Origin of the sequence: Pseudoflavonifractor capillosus (assembly GCF_016902575.1) — a bacterium.
Classification (GTDB): domain Bacteria; phylum Bacillota; class Clostridia; order Oscillospirales; family Oscillospiraceae; genus Enterenecus; species Enterenecus capillosus_A.
Map to the genome: position 1 here is coordinate 1 of NZ_JACSNZ010000083.1, position 3085 is coordinate 3085.

Genomic DNA, 3085 nt, shown 5'->3' on the forward strand with positions numbered 1-3085 from the left:
CCTGTATGGGCCAGTGAAATCGAAGCCTTTCCCATAGAGGTGACCAAGCACCGATTCCCCGACATGATCCATGTGGGGGATATTACAAAGCTCCACGGTGCCGAGCTGCCGCCAGTAGATATCATCTGCGGAGGCTCACCCTGCCAGGATTTGTCCGTGGCAGGAAAGCGTGCCGGTCTCTCCGGCGCACGTTCCGGTTTATTTATGGAGCAAATCAGAATCGTAAAGGAGATGAGAAATGCAGAAAAGCAGCGACACCCAGCAGATCTCCATGTTCGACCTCGATTCCTATTATGGGAAAACGGTGTGACACGTTCCTGACTGAAAAGGTCAGGCGCAAGACTGAAAGGATGGTGAAAAAACACTTGCAGAACTAATGGCCCGATGGGTGGAATGACGGGGTAACGCCCTGAAACGCCCACACTGATACTCCGACTGGCGCAGATGAAGCAAATAAATCTGTGTCAGAAGCTCGGTGAAGTCGGCAGAGAGCAACCGTAAATCATAGTCTATGATACGAAACCTGTCCAGAGGTGGATGGTGTTGCCTATATGCCGGGTGTCTCATGTTCATGGTAAGAATGTGTGCAGAACACTGACGAACTTCCGAATGTAAGGGTCTAAACCCAGAATGTGTCGAAAGGCACTACCCGCCATAGCGGGGTGTCCGTGGATGAGTAAAAGTCGTTTTTATGAAAGTCCATCTACTGTTACAGGCAGTAAGGCGAAAGCCGGACACAGGCTCAAAGGGAGTACCTAAAAGCATGAAATGATAGGGCCATTGGAACGTGGAAAGCTGGGAGCGTGGAGACTGTTGCGGTCAGAGAAGCGCCGGGCGGGAAGTCATAACCGTCCTTTATTCCAGTGAGAGTAGAGGCACAGTACCGTAGAAATCATGGAAACATGATGGAGGGATAGCCTCAAGTCGAGATAACAGCTAAATTTGAAAACGCAATAAACACAGCTTCGAATATGACAAAGAAAATCCGCTGAAAAGGAGTGGATGCCTGTGTTGACTTCGGAGCGGAAGAAACCCAAGCGAAGCAAAATCCGTTATGCGGAATACTACGACCTGCAAAAGACCCTGGACAGTCTGTATGCGGATAGTTCAAACGGCAAAGTGTTTACTCACCTTATGGAACTCATCTCCAGTAAGGAAAATATTAGAATGGCATATCGGACAATTAAAGGGAATACAGGGAGCGGTACCGCAGGAGTAGATGAGCGCACCATACAAGACCTTGCCAAATTGAGCGAGGAGAGATATGTGGCGCTGATTCAAAAGCAGTTCAAGAGCTATCATCCCCGCCCTGTCCGCAGGGTGGAAATCCCCAAACCCAACGGAAAGACCCGCCCCCTTGGAATCCCGACCATCGTAGACCGCATCGTGCAACAATGTGTCCTGCAAGTCTTGGAGCCAATTTGTGAAGCGAAATTTTATGACCATTCCTACGGATTCAGGCCGAATCGCTCCACAGAACATGCCATAGCCAGATGTAACCAGCTAATACAGCTATCGCATCTGCATTATGTTGTGGACATTGATATAAAAGGCTTCTTTGACAATGTAAACCACACAAAGCTGATTCAGCAGATGTGGGAAATGGGAATCCAGGATAAGCGACTTCTGTGCATTATTCGGGAAATGTTGAAAGCCCCCATCGTAATGCCTAACGGTGAAATTCTCCATCCAAGCAAAGGAACGCCGCAAGGCGGTATTCTCTCCCCGCTGTTGTCCAACATCGTTCTTAATGAACTGGACTGGTGGATTGCGTCACAGTGGGAATGGATGCCAATGCACGGCGGCGCAAAATATACTTACCTTAACGCAAACGGTAGCATCAATCGGAGTTATCAGTACCGATTGCTGAAAGAAAGCCACCTAAAGCCCGTGTTCATCGTCCGGTATGCCGATGATTTCAAGCTGTTCTGTGGAAACCGCAAAGACGCATTTTGTCTATATGCGGCAACAACGCAATGGCTAAAGGAGCGGTTGAAACTGGACATCAGCCCAGAAAAATCTAAGGTAGTGAACCTAAAGCGCCACTATTCTGAATATCTGGGATTCAAGATGAAAGCACAGCGCAAGGGAGATAAGTATGTTGTCCGGTCTCACATGAGCGATAAAGCGCAGAAAAGAGCAAAAGACCAACTGGCGAAGTGCATCAAGGCAATCCAACATCCTAAAAGTGAGCAAGACCAGCACAGACAAATCTTCCGTTACAACTCTATCGTAATTGGAATGCACAATTATTATCGTGTTGCTACCTGTGTCAATCTGGACTTTTCGCCCATCGCATTCGCCATCGGTAAGCAAATGAAAAACCGTTTGGGTAAGCAGGGGTTAAGCAAACAGGGTAAATTAGAAAAGGGCTACATCAGGAGTAAATACGGCAACAGCAGTCAAATCCGTTTCCTGAAAGGTCATCCGCTTATACCAGCGGGGTATATCCGGCATAAGAACCCATTGGGGAGAAAGCGGAGCATCAATCGCTATACAGAGAGCGGCCGAGAGGAAATTCATCGGATGCTCGGCGTCAATGTGGAAATTCTCACATGGCTGATGCGCAATCCAAGGCTGGGCCAGTCTGTGGAGTATGCGGACAACCGTATCTCTCTATATGCGGCACAGTATGGAAAATGCGCTGTCACAGGCAGAACGCTCAGCCCCCATGAAATTCATTGCCATCACAAGCGCCCTAAGGCGGCAGGCGGAACAGATGCCTACGCAAATCTTGTTATCGTCAGCGAGACTGTTCATCAACTTGTTCATGCCACGGATGAAAAAACCATTTTCCGTCTGCTCCAAACCCTGTCACTGGATACTCAACAGCGAAAAAAGCTCAACAAACTGCGAGAGCAAGCAAATCTGAACGCAATCTAAAACAGTCTAACCGCAACGAAGTGTGTAAATTGTGTTTGAAACAAAATACTGTTATCCCGATGGAACGCCGTGTGAGGGGAAACTCTCATGCACGGTGTGGAGTGGGGGAAAATCCGAAGATTACTTCAAAGGATTACCTATCACTATTTCCCGGAGCCTTCTCCAGCGGCACCCCAAAAGGCGAGGACTTCCGCATCGTCCT

At 48.4% G+C, this 3085-nt stretch carries 1 protein-coding gene and 1 pseudogene; both read left to right on the forward strand.

The window, feature by feature from the left end:
- Positions 1-303 (forward strand): annotated as a pseudogene (locus H9X86_RS11750) (DNA cytosine methyltransferase); the annotation flags it as partial.
- A 699-nt stretch (positions 304-1002) separates the two neighbouring features.
- A complete protein-coding gene (ltrA, locus tag H9X86_RS11755) occupies positions 1003-2883 on the forward strand; it encodes a group II intron reverse transcriptase/maturase (protein WP_243416952.1) in 1881 nt (626 codons plus the stop codon).
- Positions 2884-3085 lie beyond the last annotated feature (202 nt).